This is a genomic window from Kitasatospora sp. NPDC086791 (genome assembly GCF_040685975.1).
Classification (GTDB): domain Bacteria; phylum Actinomycetota; class Actinomycetes; order Streptomycetales; family Streptomycetaceae; genus Kitasatospora.
This window is the reverse complement of sequence record NZ_JBFBOC010000006.1, coordinates 241,769-260,364: the sequence shown is the minus strand read 5'-3', so window position 1 is coordinate 260,364 and position 18,596 is coordinate 241,769. Positions and strand designations below refer to the sequence as shown.

At 72.6% G+C, this 18,596-nt stretch carries 8 protein-coding genes; 3 read left to right on the top strand and 5 right to left on the bottom strand.

Annotated elements, in window-relative coordinates:
• Both AB0Q99_RS12705 and pulA read right to left on the bottom strand, forming a co-directional pair.
• A partial coding sequence (locus tag AB0Q99_RS12705; RefSeq protein WP_363570861.1) for a M4 family metallopeptidase occupies positions 1–1,781 on the bottom strand: 1,781 nt, incomplete at its 3' end.
• 624 nt (positions 1,782–2,405) lie between these two features.
• Positions 2,406–7,979 carry a pullulanase-type alpha-1,6-glucosidase gene (gene pulA, locus AB0Q99_RS12700; protein WP_363570859.1) on the bottom strand — a complete coding sequence of 1,858 codons (5,574 nt, stop codon included), beginning with the start codon at positions 7,977–7,979 and terminating at the stop codon, positions 2,406–2,408.
• 315 nt (positions 7,980–8,294) lie between these two features.
• On the opposite strand from pulA, the gene AB0Q99_RS12695 reads away from it, so the two are divergent.
• Positions 8,295–9,263, top strand: a complete 969-nt coding sequence (locus AB0Q99_RS12695) for a phosphatase PAP2 family protein (protein WP_363570857.1) — start codon at positions 8,295–8,297, stop codon at positions 9,261–9,263.
• 87 nt (positions 9,264–9,350) lie between these two features.
• Here the strand turns inward: AB0Q99_RS12695 and AB0Q99_RS12690 are convergent, their stop codons facing one another.
• Positions 9,351–12,374 carry a bifunctional [glutamine synthetase] adenylyltransferase/[glutamine synthetase]-adenylyl-L-tyrosine phosphorylase gene (locus AB0Q99_RS12690; RefSeq protein ID WP_363570856.1) on the bottom strand — a complete coding sequence of 1,008 codons (3,024 nt, stop codon included), beginning with the start codon at positions 12,372–12,374 and terminating at the stop codon, positions 9,351–9,353.
• A gap of 219 nt (positions 12,375–12,593) precedes the next feature.
• The gene (glnA, locus tag AB0Q99_RS12685; RefSeq protein WP_363570854.1) at positions 12,594–13,955 is read right to left on the bottom strand and encodes a type I glutamate--ammonia ligase; all 1,362 of its coding nucleotides are present in this window, start codon (positions 13,953–13,955) and stop codon (positions 12,594–12,596) included.
• Positions 13,956–14,141: 186 nt separating this feature from the next.
• On the opposite strand from glnA, the gene AB0Q99_RS12680 reads away from it, so the two are divergent.
• Positions 14,142–15,896 carry an NAD+ synthase gene (locus tag AB0Q99_RS12680; protein WP_363570852.1) on the top strand — a complete coding sequence of 585 codons (1,755 nt, stop codon included), beginning with the start codon at positions 14,142–14,144 and terminating at the stop codon, positions 15,894–15,896.
• A gap of 946 nt (positions 15,897–16,842) precedes the next feature.
• On the top strand, positions 16,843–17,490 hold the full coding sequence (locus AB0Q99_RS12675; protein ID WP_363570850.1) for a response regulator transcription factor: 648 nt from the start codon (positions 16,843–16,845) through the stop codon (positions 17,488–17,490).
• Between the two features lie 113 nt (positions 17,491–17,603).
• Here the strand turns inward: AB0Q99_RS12675 and AB0Q99_RS12670 are convergent, their stop codons facing one another.
• Entirely contained in the window at positions 17,604–18,389 is a 786-nt protein-coding gene (locus AB0Q99_RS12670) for an AfsR/SARP family transcriptional regulator (RefSeq protein ID WP_363570848.1), read from the bottom strand.
• Positions 18,390–18,596 lie beyond the last annotated feature (207 nt).

The following is an 18,596-nucleotide window of genomic DNA, read 5'->3' as shown; positions in this document are numbered from 1 at the left end:
GCACTCGGCGTACCGGTGATCGCACCCGTCGAGGCGTTGATCACCAGACCCGCCGGCAGACCGGTCGCCGAGTACGACAGCGGAGCGGTCCCGCCCGAGGCCTTGATGGCCAGGTTGACGGCGGTGCCCACGGCGGTCGACTGGTTGCCCGGGTTGGTGACGGTGACGCCGCCCGGGTTCGGCAGCGAGCCGACGTTGACGGCGGCCCAGGCGGTGGCGACCTGGTTGTACTCGGCGCTGTTCGCGCCGTACAGGTCGGTGGCCGCGTTCAGGGTCGCGGTCCGGGCGGCCGCGTAGTCGGTGGTGGAGGTCATGTACGCGGTCAGCGCCTTGTACCAGACCTGCTGCGCCTTGTCCCGGCCGATGCCGGAGACGGTGATGTTGTTGACCGTCGGGCTGTTGTAGCTGACGCCGTTGATGACCTTGGCGCCGCTGCCCTCGGCCAGCAGGTAGAAGAAGTGGTTGGCGACACCGGACGAGTAGTGCACGTCCAGGTTGCCGACGCCCGAGTACCACGAGTCGGCCGAGGTGCCGTCCTTGGAGGGCTTGTCCATGTAGCGCAGCGGCGTGCCGTTGCCGTTGATGTCGATCAGCTCGCCGATGAGGTAGTCCGGGTTGTCGGCGGGCAGGTTGGCGTAGAACTCGACCATCGAGCCGAAGATGTCCGAGGTGGCCTCGTTGAGGCCGCCGGACTCGCCCGAGTAGTTCAGGTTGGCGGTGGCGGAGGTGACGCCGTGGCTCATCTCGTGGCCCGCGACGTCGAGCTCGGTCAGCGGGTGGGTGTCGCCGGAACCGTCGCCGTAGGTCATGCAGAAGCAGCCGTCGTCCCAGAACGCGTTGACGTAGCCGGTGTCGTAGTGGACCCGGCTCATGGCGCCGACGCCGTCGTTCTTGATGCCGCTGCGGCCGAAGGTGTTCTTGTAGAAGTCCCAGGTGACGGCGGCACCGTACTGGGCGTCGACGGCGGCCGACTCGCGGTTGCTGACCTGGCCGTTGCCCCAGGTGTCCGAGGACTTCGAGAACAGCGTGCCGTTGCCGGAGGTGCCGTTCTTCATGTCGGTGGTGTACTGGCCGCCGCGGCTGGCGTCCTTGAGCGAGTAGGTCGAGCCGCTCTGGGTGGTGGTCAGCGGCACGTTGCCGACGAAGACGCCGGTGCCGGAGCCGCGCTTGATGCCGTCGGCCTTGCTGAGCACGTCACCGGTCTTGGCGTCGGTCACCACGTGCAGCTTGCTCGGGGTGCCGTCCGACTCGCGGCCGGCGATGACGGTCTCCCAGGCGAGCTTCGGGGTGCCGTCCGCGGCCCACACCACCAGGCGGGGGGCGGTGTCGACGGAGCCCGCCTCGACGGCCAGCGCGGCGGCCTGGGCCTTCGGCGCGGCCTGGGCCGGGGTGGTGCCGACGCCGGTGAGGTCGGCCTGGCTGGCCTTGGTCACGCTCTTGGTGGCACCGTTCGCGTCCTGGTGGACGATCAGGTCGCCGCCGAGGACGGGGAGTCCGGCATAGGTGCGCTCGTAGCGCAGGTGGCGACCGCCGTTGGCGTCCTGGACCACGTCCTTGGTGACCAGCTTCTCCTGGCCGCTCAGGCCGAGGGCCTGGGCGAGGGAGGCGGACTGCTGGTTCGCCGAGGCGATCAGCGCGGCCCGGGTGGTCTGCTGGGCCGCGACGGCGGCCGGCGCGTCCGGCGTGGCCGCCTGGGCGATGACCGGTATGCCGGTGACCAGCAGCGCGGTGGTGGCGGCCATGACGACCGCTGCCTTCCGGGCGTGAGCGTAACGGGACATGCGGACTCCTTTTCCGACCGGCGCCGGTTCGCGCCGGTGGAGAGAAACCTGGGCCGCGGGGTTGCGGCGCAGTGGGGGCCCCCGCCGGGTACGACGGAGGTGCGGTAGCGGGTTGCGGTGCACACAACCCGTTGCAGGGTCGGGACGCGCTGCACCTCGGCTGGAACAGCTGCACCGGGGGGTGGGGCCCCCTCGTCTGCAGCCGGGGGAATCGTGGCAGCAAACCGGCCGCCAATGACAGATGCATGCCACGGATTGGCCGGTTCATTACCGAAACCGTATGCATGGCGGTTCGTCAGTTGTGCTACGGCATTGCAAACTCGTGAACACGGTTTTCATGGTCCTGACAAAGTTCGATCACCACCGGCGGTCACTGACCAGCGCTCAGGAGCGCGAACCGGCCGGGCGGGCGGCGGACGGCGCCGGGCGGGTGCGGCACGTCACAGTTCCGGCCGTGCCAGGAGCCGTTTCCGGCCATCCTGCGGCCGGAACGGAACCAGGCCCCGCCCCGCCCGAACGGCGGTGCGGGGCCTGACAGTTGTCCGGGTACACGAACCGGTGCCGGTCCGGTGCGGCGGAAGGCACCGGACCGGCACCGCGCTCAGCACCGGACGAACACCGCGGTCAGCGCTGGACGAACACCGCCACGGTGCGCGCCGGCACGGTGAACGTACCGGTCGCGGCGTCGAAGCCGGACTGCTTCACCACCGGGTCCGACCCGCCCGCCTGCGCGGGGTGCAGCGCCTGGCCCGTCCCGCGCAGGGCCGCCACGGTCTGCTCCTGCGCGGTGGGCGTGGCGTTGAACACCACCGTGACGCCCTTCTCCGCCCCCGGCAGTCCGGTGCCGTCCAGGTGCAGGGTGATCACCCCGGGCCGCTCGCCGGCGGTGCCGGAGAGCGGGTACGAGAGCCGCTGCTGGACGGCGGCCAGGGTGGGCAGGGAGAACAGCGGCGAGGACCGCTTGATCCGCAGGAACTCCTGGTACTGCGCCGAGGCCGCCCGCATGTCGTCCGCGCCGACGGTCAGCTTCGGGTTCGCCAGCAGGGAGCGCGCGGTCGGCCACATCGCCTGGTTGTCGGCCGCCGGCGGCAGGCCGCGGCCCCAGCCGTTGCCGTCCACCGCCCCCGTCGACGGATCGGGCCAGTGGATCGCGTTGAACCAGTCGCCCGAGTCGTAGGAGTTGGAGTCGAGCGACTTGGAGCGCAGCAGGTCGCTGCCGGCCTGGGCGAAGCCCGCGCCCTGGGTGAGCGCGGTGAGCGAGAGCCCGAGCGCCTGCATCCGGGCCCGGTCAGCGGGCGCGGTGCCGGTCGGCAGCTTGTACGCGAGCGCGTCGAAGAGGTCGGTGTTGTCGTGGGCGTCCACGTACTCCACCGCCTCGCCCGGCTCGGCCGCGTACCCGGTCGGGGAGCCGTTGTAGTCGACCTGGGCGCCGGTGACGGCCTTGCCGGAGCTGTCGGTGAAGGAGTACCCGGCCAGGTTGCCGGTCAGTCCCACCTTCAGCTGGTCCATCTGGTGCAGCAGCCGGGCCTTCTGCTCCTCCGGGGTGCCGTTCGCGGGCGAGCCGTTCGGGTCGGTGAACAGGCCCGAGGCGAAGCCCTGTTGCGGCGCGGAGGAGAGCATGAAGGTGCCGCCCCGCGCGGCGTCGCGGATCCGGTCGTCGAAGGTGGCGATGCCGGTGCCGGCCATGGCGAGCTGGGTGGCCTGCTCGAACCGGGCGTTGTTCGCGACGACGCCGAAGTTCCAGCCCTCGCCGTACAGCAGGACGTTCTTCCCGTCCACGCCGTCCGAGTCCGGCGTCATCTTCCGCAGCGCGGCCTGCACGTCCAGCATGGTGGACTTCGGGTCCAGGCCCATCAGGTCGAAGCGGAAGCCGTCCACCTTGTACTCCCGGGCCCACAGGGTCACCGAGTCGACCACCAGCCGGTTCATCATGGCGTGTTCGGGCGCGGTGTCGGCGCAGCAGCTGTCGGCCGTCACCTTGCCGTCGGCGTCAAGCCGCTGGTAGTAGCCGGGGACCACCCGGTCGAGCACCGAGTGTTCGGCCTGCCCGCTCGCGGCGGTGTGGTTGTAGACCACGTCGAGCACCACCCGCAGCCCGGCCGCGTGCATCGCCTGCACCATCTGCCGGAACTGCACGGTCCGGGCGACGCCGTTCGGGTCCGTCGCGTAGGAGCCCTCCGGCACGTCGTAGTGCAGCGGGTCGTAGCCCCAGTTGTAGGCGTCGTCGGCGGCGACGGCGGCCACGCACTCCTGCTGCTTCGGGCCGTCCTTGGGCAGGGAGCCGAGGTCGCAGGCCGGCAGCTTCTGGTCCGCCCGGTTCTCCCGGATGGTGGCGATGTCGAAGGTCGGCAGCAGGTGGACGGTGGTCACCCCGGCCGCGGCCAGGTCGCGCAGGTGCCGCATGCCGGCCGACTGCGACTCGGTGAACGCCAGGTAGGTGCCCCGCTCGGCGGCCGGGACGGTGGTGTCCGCCACCGAGAAGTCCCGGACGTGCAGTTCCTGGATCTGCTCCCGCCCGGGCGGCACGGCCTGCGGGCGGGCGTGGTCGTCCCAGCCGGCCGGCTTGAGCTCCTTGGCGTCGAGGTTCGCGACCAGGCTGCGCTTCGAGTCGGTCGACAGCGCCACCGAGTACGGGTCGGTGACGGTGTTGACCACCACCCGCTGCACCGAGGGGGCCCAGACCTTCACCTGGTACAGGTAGTACTTGCCGTCCAACTCGCCCTTGTCACGGACGACTTCCCAGACCCCGGTCTCGTCGTCGAGCTTCAGCGGCAGCGTCTTCGGGGTGCCCCCGGTGGGGCTGTCGAAGACCTGGACGGAGACCTCCTGCGCGGTCGGCGCCCACAGCGACAGCGCCACCTTGCCGTCGTAGTAGGCCGGGCCGAAGTCGACCTTGCCGGTCCGCCCGGCGTACAGCGCGTCCAGCACGCCCGGGATCTGCACCCCGGTCCCGGCCAGCAGCGCGCCGCTGGGCAGGTGTTCGGTGAACAGCAGCTGGCCGCGCAGCGCGGCCGGGACGCGCGCGGTGTCCCGGGCGTCCACGGTGAAGGCCCGGTAGCCCGCGAGGTGCGGGTACTTCGCCTTCTGCGCGTCGGTCAGCCCGCCCTTGACCGGAGTGAGCCGCAACCACCGGCCGGGCTCGGTGAGCACGCCCTTGTCGGCCCTGATGCCGCCCGCCGGGTCGTACACCAGCTGGGCGCTGGTGCCACCGGCCAGGGCGTCGTCGCCGGCGCCGTAGTTCGCCGGGACGACGACGGTCCGCGCGTCGATCCACTGCGCCTTGGCGCTGCCGAGGTCCACCTGCGAGGAGGCGGCCGGGTTCTGCGGCAGCAGGTAGCCCTCGCGGCCGCCGAGGATCCAGACCTCCTTGCCGTTGACGGCGAAGTCCAGCGACTGGTCGGCGGGCAGGTCCTTGTCGTTGCCCTTGTGCAGGATGTAGCTGAGGCCGGTCGCGCCGGGGGCCAGCGGCACCTCGAAGACGGCGCCGAAGGCGTCGCGGCGCACCGGCGTCAGCGGCTTGCCCCAGTCGGTGGGGGCGGCGGCGCCGGTCCAGTCGTGCAGGCCCCAGCCGTCGTAGTCGCCGTCGGCCCGGTTGTAGTGGATGACGGCGGTGTTCGCCGGCTGCGTGTTCGGCGGGCCGGGGTCGGCGGTGCGCACGGCCGGGTCGCCCTGCTTCAGCCACACCTCGCCGGTGCTGCCGACGTCGACGTGCCGGTCGGCGTCCACGTCCTTGACGCCGTTCTTCTCCACGATGAACCCGACGTCCGAGGCGCCCGGCTTGAGCCGCACGTAGGCGAAGGCGCCGTACGCGTCCCGCCCGGTGAAGGCGTGCCCGGCCGGCCACGGGGTGGCCTCGCCGTCGGCGAGGTCGCCCCAGGCGTAGAGGTTCCAGCCGTCGTAGTCGCCGTCCGGCCGGTTGTAGTGGACGACGGCGTACGGGCGGGCGCCGGCGGTGGGCACCGGCTTGGGTGCGGGGGTGCCGGTGGTGAAGCTCGCGGCGGCGGAGCGCAGGTGGCCGCCGGAGTCCTGCACGACGGACTTGTAGCGCACGACCGTGCCGGGGGCGACGGCACCCAGGTCCTGGGTGACCAGGAAGTTCCTCCGGCCGTCGGGTCCGGACTTCCCGGTGTCGGCGGTGCCCAGCGTCCGCCAGGGCCCGTTGCCGATCTGGGCGGCGAAGCTCACCCGGTCGAAGCCGCCGCCGTCGACCGCGGCGCCGACCGTGACCAGGCCGGTGGCCCCGTCCGCGGGCGGGGCCACCGAGAGCTGCGGCGCAGCCCCGACGGGCGCGAGCCGGCCGGCCGCCTTGAGCACCACGGCGGAGAGCGCGGGGACGGTGACGGTCACCTTGCGGTCCGCGCCGCTGGTGACGCGCTCCCCCGCCGTCGGGTAGATCCGGTCGAAGCCCGTCCCGGCCGAGAAGGTGTCCAGCGTGACGGTCTTCGCCTCGGTGGCGTTGTTGACCGCCACCAGGTACTCGACCTGCTGCCCCGCGTCGATCCGGGAGAAGGCGTAGACGCCGGCGCCGTCGGCGGCGTACCGCTCGATCTGGGCGCCGTCGGCCAGCGCCGGGTTGTCCCGGCGCAACCGGGCCAGCCCCGCGATGCCCCGGTAGAGCTCGCCGTCCTGCCCGTACCGGTCGGCCGGGCCGGAGGGGCCGCCGAGCACCCGGTCGCTGTTGTAGGAGGGGGTCTTCGAGGCGAACAGGTCCTGCCGGGCGTCCTTGTCGCCGCCCGCGCCGGTGAAGCCCTGCTCGTCGCCGTAGTAGACGACGGGCTGGCCGCGGGTGAGGAACTGCAGCTCGGTGCCGAGCCGGTCCTTCTTCAGCAGGGTCGCCTCGTCGGCGCCCGGGTTGTCGGCGAGCAGGAAGGAGCCGAAGCGGCCCATGTCGTGGTTGCCGAGGAAGGTCGGCAGCTCGTACGCGTCGGTGTCGGCGCCGGTGTAGCGGTAGTCCTGGCCGTAGACGTCGGCGAGGGCCTTCGCCGAACCGCCCTGGGAGACGTAGGACCGGGCCGCGCCCTGGAACGGGAAGTCCAGGGTGGCCTGCAGCCTGCCCTTGGTGACGTAGGGCGAGGTGACCGCCGGGTCGCCGGAGTAGACCTCGCCGAACATGAAGAACTTCTTGTTGCCCTGCTTGGCGGCGAAGTCCTTGAGCGCGGGCGCCCACTGCTGCCAGAACGCCATGTCGACGTGCTTGACGGTGTCGATCCGGAAGCCGTCCACGCCGGCGTCCTTGACCCACTGCTGGTAGACCTTCTCGAAGCCCTGCACCACCCGGGGGTTCTGGGTGTCGAGGTCGTCCAGACCGCTGAAGTCGCCCTCGGTCGCGGACTCGCCGACGAAGGTCGAGTCGCCCCGGTTGTGGTAGAGCGAGGGGTCGTTGAGCCAGGACGGGGTCTTGGCGGTCGCGTCGGCGGGGTTGCGGAAGACCGGGGTGTACGGGAAGGAGTCCTTGGTGATCCGCGGCCACGGGGGCGCTGGGGGCACCTCCCGGCCGGAGGCTGGGGGAGCATCGGCGACGGCGGTCTCGTCCACCGGCTTCCCGTCGGCGTCGAGCGTCGGGTAGGCGCCCGTCGAGCGGTAGCCGTGCTGCTGCTCGGCGGCGTCGATGACGTCGGCGGTGTGGTTGGTGATGACGTCGAAGAAGACCTTGATGCCGCGGGCGTGCGCCTTGGCTATCAGCTCCTTGAGCTGCTCGTTGGTGCCGAAGTGCGGGTCGACCTGGGTGAAGTCGGTGATCCAGTAGCCGTGGTAGCCGGCCGAGGCTTCCGCGCCGCTGCCCTGCACCGGCTTGTTCTTGAAGATCGGCGCCATCCAGATCGCGGTGGTGCCGAGGTCCTGGATGTAGTCGAGCTGCCGGATCAGGCCGGCCAGGTCGCCGCCGTGGTAGAAGCCCTTGTCGGCGGGGTCGAAGCCGTTGTCCAGCCGCCCGCCGGTGATGCCGCCGGTGTCGTTGGACGGGTCGCCGTCGGCGAAGCGGTCGGGCAGGACGAAGTAGAACTGCTCCCGGGTGAGGTCGTGCCGCCCGGCGGTGGCCGCCAGCGCGGCGTCCGAGGGCGGGGCCGGCGGGGCGGCGGCGAGGGCCGCGGGGGCGCCGCCGAGGGTGGCCGCGGTCAGCGCGGCGGCCAGCAGGACGGCCGTGCGGCCGGGACTGCGGGGGGATCTGCTCCGTCGGGGACGGAGCGGGACATCGGCCACTGAGGGCTCCCATGGGGGAAGGCGATCGATTTCCCAGGAAGCTAGCGGCCTGCAATATGTTTCAGCAAGATGCAGAAACCGTTTCGTTCCGGGAAAATCCAGGTCGCCGACCGCCTCCGAGCACCCCGATTACTCCCCCGGAACGCCGGGCGTGACAATGGGACGTATGTCCGTCCCACCGGTTGGTACCAGAACCCCGCGCACCCCCGACCCCGGTGGGAGCCGGCCCCTAGCCCTCAAGGGGGACAGCCGGTGAAGAATCCACTTCCAGAGGATGAGCAGACGGCTACGAGCGGTCTGGCAGACTTCTCGTCCATGGGGGAACCGACCGAGATCCAGCGAGGCGACGCCGGGCGCGCCGAAGCGGCCAGCGGTGGCGGTTCCGAGGCAGCGACGGCCGAGTCCGGCCGCCTGCCCGACGGAGCCACCCGTGCCGCCCAGTCCCGAGGCGCCGCACTGCGCAAGCGTTTCCGCGAGCAGCGCCGGTCACCGGCCCGGCCGCGGATCTGGTTCGAGCTGGCCCTGATCGGGATCAGCTACTGGATCTACTCGATCGTCCGGAACGCCGTCCCGGAGCAGGAAGCGATAGCCCAGAAGCACGCGCGGTGGATCTGGGAACTCGAACAGCACCTCGGCATCGCGGTCGAGCGCTCGGTCAACCACGCGGTGGACGGCGTCGGGTGGCTCATCACCGGGATGAACTACTACTACGCCACGCTGCACTTCATCATCACGATCGGCGTCCTGGTCTGGCTCTACCGAAGCCACCCCGGGCGCTACGTCGCCGCCCGCACGGTGCTGTTCGTCACCACCCTGATCGCCCTGGTCGGCTTCTACGCCTTCCCGCTGGCCCCGCCCCGGCTGATGACCGACGGCGGCTTCATCGACACCGTGAAGACCCACGGCACCTGGGGCTCGTTCGCCTCCGGGCCCGCCGCGCACGTCTCCAACATGTACGCCGCGATGCCGTCGATGCACATCGGCTGGTCGACGTGGTGCGGTCTGGCGATCTTCTTCCTGGCCCGCCGGGCGTGGGTCAGGGCACTCGGCCTGCTGTACCCGGCCGCCACCCTGCTGGTCATCGTCTCGACCGCCAACCACTTCTGGATGGACGCCGTCGGCGGCGCGATCTGCCTCGGCGTGGGCTTCCTCGCCGCCCGCTGGCTCTACCACGAGTGGGTCTACCGGCTGCCACAAACGCCCGCCCGGGAGACGGCGGCCGAGGAGCCGATCACCGTTCCGGAGCAGTGGAGCGAGCCCGCGGTCAGCAGCGCGCGCCGGTAGCGGCCGCGGCACCCGCCGGCACCGCGGCACCCGCCGGACACGCGGAAGGGGCCCCGCTCGGGGCCCCTTCCGCGTGTCCGACGGGTGTCAGAGGCCGTAGAACAGCCGGTCCACCACCACCCGGGCCCGCCGGGTGGTCCGCCGGTAGTCGTCCAGCAGCTCCCCGCTGTGCCCGGCGCCGTACCCGAGGTAGCGGGCCACCCCGGACAGCTCCCGGGCCTCCCCGGGGAAGCTGTCCCCGGGCCGGCCGCGCACCAGCATCACCGCCGCCCGCACCCGGGAGGCCAGCACCCAGGCCGCCTCCAGCACCTCCGCGTCCTCCCGGCGGACGAGCCCGGCCGCGACCGCGGCCGCCAGCGCCGCCCTGGTCCGGGTGGTGCGCAGGGCCGGCAGCCCGTGCCCGTGCCGCAGCTGGAGCAGCTGCACCGTCCACTCCACGTCCGCCAGCCCGCCCCGCCCGATCTTGGTGTGGGTGGTCGGGTCGGCCCCGCGCGGCAGCCGCTCGGCCTCGACCCGGGCCTTGATCCGACGGATCTCCACCAGGTCCCGCTCCGGCACCCCGCTGCCCGGGTAACGCAGCGGGTCGATCAGCTGCCGGAACCGCGCGCCCAGCTCCTCGTCCCCGGCCACCGGCTCGGCCCGCAGCAGCGCCTGGCTCTCCCAGGCGTGCGACCAGCGCCGGTAGTACGCCGCGTACGAGGCGAGGCTGCGCACCAGCGGGCCGCTGCGCCCCTCCGGCCGCAGGTCGGCGTCGACCAGCAGCGGCGGCTCGGTGGACGGCGCGCCCAGCAGGGTGCGCAGCTCGTGGCAGACCGCCTGGGCGGCCCGGGCGGCCTCCTCCTCCAGCGAGCCGAGCAGCGGCTCGTGCACGAAGAGCACGTCGGCGTCCGAGCCGTAGCCCAGTTCGTGGCCGCCGAAGCGGCCCATCGCGACCACCGAGATCCGGGTCGGCAGGTCTCCGTGCTCGGCCTCCCAGCCCGCGACGCAGGCCCGCAGCGCGCCCTGCAGGGTGGCGGCGTTGATCGCGGTGAGCGCCTCCCCCGCGGTGTCCAGCGCCTCGGCGGGGTCCTCCCCGAGCCGGCCGAGGACGTCCGCGGCGGCCGTGCGGAACAGCTCCCGGCGGCGCACCGAGCGGGCGGCGGCCACGGCGGCCGTGGTGGACCCGGCCCGGCCGACGGCGGCCAGGATCTCCGACTGCAGCGCCGCCCGCCCGCGCGGTTCCAGGCCCTGCGGGTCGCCCAGCATGGCCACCGCCTCCGGGGCGCGCAGCAGCAGGTCGGGCGCGAGCCGGCCGGCCGAGAGCACCCGGGCCAGCTGTTCGGCCGCGGCGCTCTCGTCCCGCAGCAGCCGCAGGTACCAGGGGGTGCGGCCGAGCGCGTCGGACACCTGGCGGAAGTTGAGCAGCCCGGCGTCCGGGTCGGCCGAGTCGGCGAACCAGCCGAGCAGGACCGGCAGCAGGGTGCGCTGGATCGCCGCCTTGCGGCTCACCCCGGAGGCCAGCGCGCTGAGGTGCCGCAGCGCGGCCGCCGGGTCCGCGTAGCCGAGCGCCTCCAGCCGGGCCCGGGCGGCGTCCGGGGTCAGCCCGGCGGCGCCCGGCGGCAGCTCGGCGACGGCGTCGAGCAGCGGCCGGTAGAACAGCTTCTCGTGCAGCCGCCGGACCTCCACCGCGTGCCGCTTCCACTCGCGCTGCAGCGCGGCGACCGGGTCGGCGCGGGTGTCGTCGTTGATCAGCGCGGTCAGCGAGCGGGCCAGCCGGCGCAGGTCCTCGGCCCCGGTGGGCATCAGGTGGGTGCGGCGCAGCCGGTGGAGCTGGATCCGGTGCTCCAGCGAGCGCAGGAAGCGGTACGCGGTGTCCAGCGAGGCCGCGTCCGCCCGGCCGACGTACCCGCCGCGGGAGAGCGCGGCCAGCGCCTCCAGGGTGTTGCCGCTGCGCAGCGCCGGGTCGGTGCGGCCGTGCACCAGTTGGAGCAGCTGGACGGAGAACTCGACGTCGCGCAGCCCGCCGGGGCCGAGCTTGAGCTGGCGGTCCAGTTCGGTGGCCGGGATGGAGTCGATCACCCGGCGGCGCATCTGCTGCACGTCGGCGACGAAGTTCTCCCGGGCGGCGGCCTGCCAGACCAGCGGGGCGAGCGCGTCGACGTACGCGGCGCCGAGTTCGGCGTCCCCGGCGACCGGGCGGGCCTTGAGCAGCGCCTGGAACTCCCAGGTCTTGGCCCAGCGCTGGTAGTAGGCGAGGTGGCTGGCCAGGGTGCGCACCAGCGGGCCGTTGCGGCCCTCGGGGCGCAGGTTGGCGTCCACCGGCCAGATGGTGCCCTCGCCGGTGGTGTCCGCGCAGAGCCGGGTGAGGGCGGCGGCCAGCCGGGTGGCGGCCTTGACCGCCGTGTGCTCGTCCACGCCCTCGCGCGGCTCGGCGACGAAGATGACGTCCACGTCCGAGACGTAGTTGAGTTCGCGGCCGCCGCACTTGCCCATGCCGATCACCGCGAGCCGGCAGGCCGCGGCGGCCTCCGGGTCCTGCTCGGCGGCGAGGTCCAGGGCGGTCTGCAGGGTGGCGCCGGCCAGGTCGGCGAGCTCGGCGGCGGTCCGGGTCAGGTCGGTGGTGCCGGTGAGGTCGCGGGCGGCGATGGTGAGCAGGCAGCGGCGGTAGGCGATCCGCAGCGCGTCCGCCGGGCGGCGGTGGCCGCCGCGGACGCCCTCGCCGAGGGCGCGCCGGAAGTCCTCCGGGCCGGGGTGCATGTCGCGCAGTTCGAAGGTGACCAGCGTGTGCCAGTCGTGCGGGTGCCGGGCCAGGTGGTCGCCGAGCGCGGTGGAGACGCCGAGCACGCCGAGCAGCCGGTCGCGCAGCGGTTTGGAGGTGGTGAGGGTGTCGCGCAGGGTGTGCCGGTCGGCCTCGTCGGCGGCCTCCATCAGCCGGGCCAGGCCGAGCAGCGCGAGGTCGGGGTCGGCGGTGGCGCCGAGCGCGTCCAGCAGCACGGGATCGTCGGCCAGCCCCTCCAGCCCGGGGCCCTCCAACAGCCGCACCGCCCGTGCCGGATCGCCGAACCCACGCCGGACCAGCCGGTTCTCCGGCCTGCTGACCCGGCTCCCGGCCCGCTGTTCCTCCGCCGCCATCGGCCCCTCCATCCGTCCGCCCCAGCAGGTTACGCGCCCGCGCGGCCCGGCGCCGGACACGACCGCCGGGTGGACGTACGGGCCGCCGGGCCGGCCGAACGGACGTACGGATCCACGCCACGCGAAGGCCCGCCGCCGTCCTCCCTGGACGACGACGGGCCGGACGACGGCGGGCCGGACCACGACGGGCCGGAAGCGGTTCGCGCGGCCGCTGCCCGCTCAGAGCACCTGGAGGTTCTTGCGCAGCTCGAACGGGGTGACCTCGGAGCGGTACTCCTCCCACTCCTGGCGCTTGTTGCGCAGGAAGAAGTCGAACACGTGCTCGCCCAGCGTCTCGGCGACGAGTTCGCTGCGCTGCATCAGGTCGATGGCCTCGCCGAGGTTCTGCGGCATCGGCTGGATCCCGAGGGCGCGGCGCTCGGAGTCGGACAGCGCCCACACGTCGTCGTCGGCGCCGGGCGGGAGCTCGTAGCCCTCCTCGATGCCCTTCAGGCCGGCCGCGAGGGTGACGGCGTAGGCGAGGTAGGGGTTGCAGCCGGTGTCGAGGGAACGGACCTCGATCCGGGTGGATCCCTGCTTGCCCGGCTTGTACATCGGCACCCGGATCAGCGCCGAGCGGTTGTTGTGGCCCCAGCAGATGTAGGACGGCGCCTCGCCGCCGGCCCCGGCGGTGCGCTGGGAGCCGCCCCAGATCCGCTTGTAGGAGTTCACCCACTGGTTGGTGACGGCGGCGGTCTCGGCGGCGTGCTTCAGCAGGCCGGCGATGAAGGACCTGCCGACCTTGGAGAGCTGGTACTCGGCGCCGGACTCGTGGAAGGCGTTGCGGTCGCCCTCGAACAGCGAGACGTGGGTGTGCATGCCGCTGCCGGGGTGCTCGGAGAAAGGCTTGGGCATGAAGCTCGCGTGCACGCCCTGCTCCAGCGCGACCTCCTTCATGACCAGCCGGAAGGTCATGATGTTGTCGGCGGTGGACAGCGCGTCGGCGTAGCGCAGGTCGATCTCCTGCTGGCCGGGGGCGCCCTCGTGGTGCGAGAACTCGACCGAGATGCCCATCGACTCCAGCATGGTGATCGCCTGCCGGCGGAAGTCGTGGCCGACCCCGCGCGGGGTGTGGTCGAAGTAGCCGGACTGGTCGGCGGGGACCGGCGCGGTGCCGTCGCCGGGCAGGTTCTTCAGCAGGAAGAACTCGATCTCCGGGTGGGTGTAGAAGGTGAAGCCCTGGTCGGAGGCCTTCTCCAGGGTGCGCTTCAGCACGAACCGGGGGTCGGCGTAGGAGGGCGAGCCGTCCGGCATCAGGATGTCGCAGAACATCCTGGCGGTGCCCGGGGTCTCCGAGCGCCACGGCAGGATCTGGAAGGTGGTCGGGTCCGGCTTGGCGATCATGTCGGACTCGTAGACCCGGGCGAAGCCCTCGATCGCGGAGCCGTCGAACCCGATGCCCTCCTCGAAGGCCTGCTCCAGCTCGGCCGGCGCCACCGCAACCGACTTGAGGAACCCGAGCACGTCGGTGAACCACAGCCGGACGAACCTGATGTCACGCTCTTCGAGCGTCCGAAGCACGAACTGCTGCTGCTTGCCCATGGGGACAGTCTCACCTCTGCTCTTTACGCTCGTGTTACGCCCGGGGGGCCCGCGGAAGGCCCCTGGCCGTGCATGTCCCCATCATGGCCGATCACCGGCCGGGGCGGCAGTGCCGACCCCCGGACGGGAGCCCGGCCCGCCCCCCGCGCGGGACATCGCGTCAGATAGACGATTACACTCGGGGACATGCCCAATCTCCGTCTCGCCCTGAGCCAGATCGACCCCTGGGTCGGTGACCTCGCCCGCAACAGCGATGAGGTGGTGCGCTGGACCAAGCAGGCCGTCGAGGCCGGCGCGCAGCTGGTCGCCTTCCCCGAGATGGCCCTCACCGGGTACCCGGTCGAGGACCTCGCCCTGCGCCGTTCCTTCGTCGAGGCCTCCCGCGCCGCGCTGGTCGAGCTGGCCGGCCGGCTGGCGGCGGACGGGCTGGGCGAGGTGCCGGTGGTGGTCGGCTACCTCGGGCGCTCCGAACACGCCTCGCCGCGCTTCAACCGCCCGGCCGGGTCGCCGCAGAACTGCGCCGCCCTGCTGCACCGGGGCGAGGTGGTGACCCGCTTCGCCAAGCACCACCTGCCCAACTACGGCGTGTTCGACGAGTTCCGCTGGTTCGTCCCGGGCGACCAGCTGCCGGTGGTCCGGGTGCACGGGGTGGACGTCGCGCTGGCCGTCTGCGAGGACATCTGGCAGGACGGCGGCCGGGTCACCGCGGCCCGCGAGGCCGAGGCCGGCCTCCTGCTGGTCGTCAACGGCTCGCCGTACGAGCGGAACAAGGACGACCAGCGGCTGGAGCTGGTCCGGCGCCGGGCGGCCGAGGCGGGCTGCACCCTGGCCTACGTCAACATGGTCGGCGGCCAGGACGAGCTGGTCTTCGACGGCGACTCGATCGTGGTCGGCGCGGATGGCGAAGTCCTCGCCCGCTCCCCGCAGTTCGAGGAGCACCTGCTGATCCTCGACCTCGACCTGCCGGCCGCCAGCAGCGACCACACCGACGGCCTGCTGTTGAGCGACGGGCTGCACCTGGTCCGCACCGAGCTGGGCGGCGAGCCGCAGCCGGCGCCCGCCGACCGGCTGACCGCCGGGATCGCGCCGCGGCTGTCCGACGAGGCCGAGATCTGGGCCGCGCTGGTCTCCGGCACCCGGGCGTACGTCGCCAAGAACGGCTTCCGGTCGGTGCTGATCGGCCTCTCCGGCGGCATCGACTCGGCGCTGGTGGCCTCGATCGCGGTGGACGCGATCGGCGCCGAGAACGTCCACTGCGTCTCGATGCCCAGCCGCTACTCCTCCGAGCACTCCAAGGACGACGCGGCCGAGCTGGCCCGCCGCACCGGACTGCACTTCCGGACCGTCTCCATCGCCCCGATGTTCGACGCCTACCTGGGCGCCACCGAGCTGACCGGCCTGGCCGAGGAGAACCTGCAGTCCCGGCTGCGCGGCACCCTGCTGATGGCGATCTCCAACCAGGAGGGGCACATCGTGCTCGCGCCCGGCAACAAGAGCGAGCTGGCGGTCGGCTACTCGACCCTGTACGGCGACTCGGTGGGCGCGTTCGGGCCGATCAAGGACGTCTACAAGTCGCTGGTCTTCCGGCTGGCCCGCTGGCGCAACGAGGAGGCCGAGCGGCGCGGCGAGGTGCCGCCGATCCCGGAGAACACCATCGTCAAGCCGCCGTCCGCCGAGCTGCGGCCGGACCAGAAGGACACCGACTCGCTGCCGGACTACGACCTGCTGGACAGCGTGCTGGCCCGCTACATCGAGGGCGACGAGGGCCGGGACGCGATCGTCGCGGCCGGCTTCGACCCGGCCGTGGTGGACCGGGTGGTGCGACTGGTCGACACCGCCGAGTACAAGCGGCGCCAGTACCCGCCGGGCCCGAAGATCTCGGTCAAGAACTTCGGCCGGGACCGCCGGCTGCCGATCACCAACCGCTGGCGGCGCGGCTAGGGGTCGTCCGGCCGGAACGACGGCTCACGTTCCCCGGCGCACGCACCGTGGTGCGTGCCATCACACCTCCGGCAGCGCCGTGCCCGGGCGCGTCGGGTTGCCTTCGGCGCCACGTTCCCGTTCGCCCCGCCGGATCTTGACGAGGAGTCACGGCGGACGGTGTCGAAGAACTTCTGGATGTGGGATCGACCGCCCGGTCCTTCACGTGATTCCCGCAGGTTTGGTCAGCCGGCCGTCGACCGGCGGGATCCGGACACCCCCGGCTCCCCTCCCCTGGTTCCGAAGTCGCCAATCACCGGCGGCCGGATTTGTCCGACGTTACCCCGGTCACATGCGCGGAGAGCGAGATCGTCCCGTGATCTAGCGTCGTTCGTGCGGCGAAAAACCGCCCTTGGGCGGAAAGTAAGAATCGGGTTAGGTTCTCCTCAGCCCGGGTCGCGAACGAACCGAGCCACCCGGGCGGCGGGGCGGGTGACCGGCGGCCGCCGCGGGCGGGCCCGGATCGTGAACCCCGGCCGGCCGCGTGTGTGGCGGCCCGGAAGCCGCCCGGCCGTGCCTTCCTCACACGCGAGAACGAACACGTACACCTACCCGACCGCCACCCACGGGAGGACTTCGCATGGCTGCTTTCCCCGGCCGGCCAGAGGCCTCACGCCAGTTCACGGGCGTGGCCGCACCGGCCCGTGCCGCGGCCGCCCGATCGGCCGACGGCTCCAGGACAGCCCGGGCCGTCCCGGCCCCCGCGGCACGGCCCACCCCGCAGCGACCCCGGCCCGGCCGCTCCACGGCCCGATCCCGGCCCGCACACCCTCCGGGCCCCACTCCGAAGAATCGGTTCTCTTGGGCCCGTCACCGGGCCCGGGGCGTCCACCGCACCGCCCGCCGCGGCCAGCCCGGATCGCTCCACTCATCGGTCACTCGCGCCTGTCGCCATCGGGGGTCAACCGTGTCAGTCGGCAACAACCATCCGTCGGTTCTCGTCGTCGAGGACAACGTCCTGCTGCGCACGGGCCTGCAGGCCCTGCTGTCGGCCGAGCCCGACCTCGTCCTCCGCGCCGCCGTCGGCGGCCTGGACGAAGCACTCGCCGTCATGGCCGGGCACCCCGTGGACGTCGTGGTGTACGGAGCGGGCGAGTCGGTGGCCGACACCGAGCGGGGCCTCGAGCGCCTGCTCGACCGGGGCACCCGGGTGGTCGTACTGAGCCGGCGGGACCACCCCGGCGAGATGGAGACGTACCTCAGCAGCGGTGTGCACGCCTACCTGGCCGAGGACGCGGCCGGGGAGTGCCTCGGCTCGGTGATCCGGGGCCTGACCTCGGACCGGGAGCGGGTCTACATCATGGCCTCGCGCTCCGGCCTCGACTGGATGGCCGGCCAGCGCGGCAACCGGCTGTCCGGACGCGAGCGGGAGGTCATGGGCCTGGTCGCGAACGGGCTGAGCAACTCGGCCATCGCGGGCCGGCTCTGCATCTCGCCCGGCACCGTCAAGCGCCATCTCCGGAACGTGTTCGTCAAGCTCAACGCCGTCTCCCGGATCGACGCCGTGAACAAGGCCCGGGCCGCTTCCATGCTGGTCCCGGCCGGCCGGGCCTGAGCCCCGAGGACCGGTCCGGCGCGGATCCGTCCGCGGTGGACCGGTCCGGCGCGGACCCCTGCGGGGACGACGGCCCCGGCAGGGAGCGGAGCAGGGCTCGGCCGGGACCGGCCTCAGGCCGAACGGGCCCGCAGGCCCTGCTCCATCGCCCGCGCGGCAAGCGCCTGGAACTCCTGCCGAGTGGGCGACGTGCCGCTGAGCAGGTCGTTGTGCAGCTCCTGCAGCGGTCGGGAGGGGGCGATGCCGAGGTCCTCGTCGAGTCGGCGGTAGAGCACGCGGTAGACGTGCAGGGCCTCGCTCCGCCGCCCGGCGGCGTCCAGGGCGAGCATGAGCTGCTCGTGGTACCACTCGTTCATCGGCTGATGCAGGGTCAACAGTCTTAGTTCGGGAATGAGTTCCCGGTGGCGCCCGAGCTGCCGGTCGGCCAGGATGCGGTGCTCCAGGGCGCGCAGGCGCATCTCCTCCAGGACGGCGACGTGACCGGCGAGCGGAGCACCCACCGGGATGTCCGCCAGGGCGGCGCCCCGCCACAGGTCCAGCGCCTGCCGCAGCCGCTGGGCGGCCGCCTCGGGGTGGCCGGCGGCCAGCAGCCGGTCCCCCTCGTGGTGCAGCCGCTCGAACTCCTGGGCGTCCAGCTCCTCCTCCCCCAGCAGCAGCACGTAGCCGGGGGCCTTGGTGAGGATGACCTCGCGGCCCAGCGGACGGCAGAGCTTGCGCAGTTGGTAGATGTACGTCTGCGCGGTGGTGACCACCGTGCGTGGCGGGCTGCTGCCCCAGATCTCCTCGATGATGAGGCCGAGGTCCACGATCCGGTTCGCGTTCACGAGCAGGACCGCCAGCGTCCAGCGGACCTTCAGCGCGCTCGGGGTACACGGAATTCCCTTGTCGAGGACTTCCAACGGACCCAGAATGTTGAACTTCACCATGCCTCCGATGTCGCTCGGATTTCCCTCGGCCCCAGGTATATCCGGGTCCGCGGACGGGCCTCAAGAGGAATCCGCACAAGGTGGCAGGCGCGCAATTCCAAGGTGGCACCGACGCATTTCCAGAGCGGTCCGGCTCCCTGTCCCGAGGGAAACACCCCCGCCGACCGAACCCCGCCGATC